Raw genomic sequence first — 258 nt, 5'->3', positions numbered from 1 at the left:
TCATCAGAATCGGCCGCAGACGCAGTTTCGCACCTTCGATCGCGGCATCGACAAGGCTCGCGCCGCGCTCGTGCGCGAGCTTCGCGAACTCGACGATCAGGATCGCATTCTTCGCCGCGAGGCCGATCAGCATGATCAGGCCGATCTGCGCATAGATGTCGTTCGCCATGCCGCGCGCTGCAAGGCCCGCGAAGGCGCCGAACACGGCGAACGGAATGCACAGCATGACCGCGAACGGCACCGCCCAGCTCTCGTACA

The 258-nt window shown here is 64.3% G+C and carries 1 protein-coding gene; it reads right to left on the bottom strand.

Annotation, left to right across the window (positions count from 1 at the left end):
* Window positions 1–258 (bottom strand): efflux RND transporter permease subunit (locus ACZ3HG_RS24145; RefSeq protein ID WP_465334967.1); only part of this gene is annotated, 258 nt, incomplete at both ends.

It is taken from the genome of Erwinia sp. PME.40.26/001 (assembly GCF_055556675.1).
The sequence above is the reverse complement of the archived record's forward strand: the minus strand, read 5'-3'. Positions and strand labels throughout refer to the sequence as shown.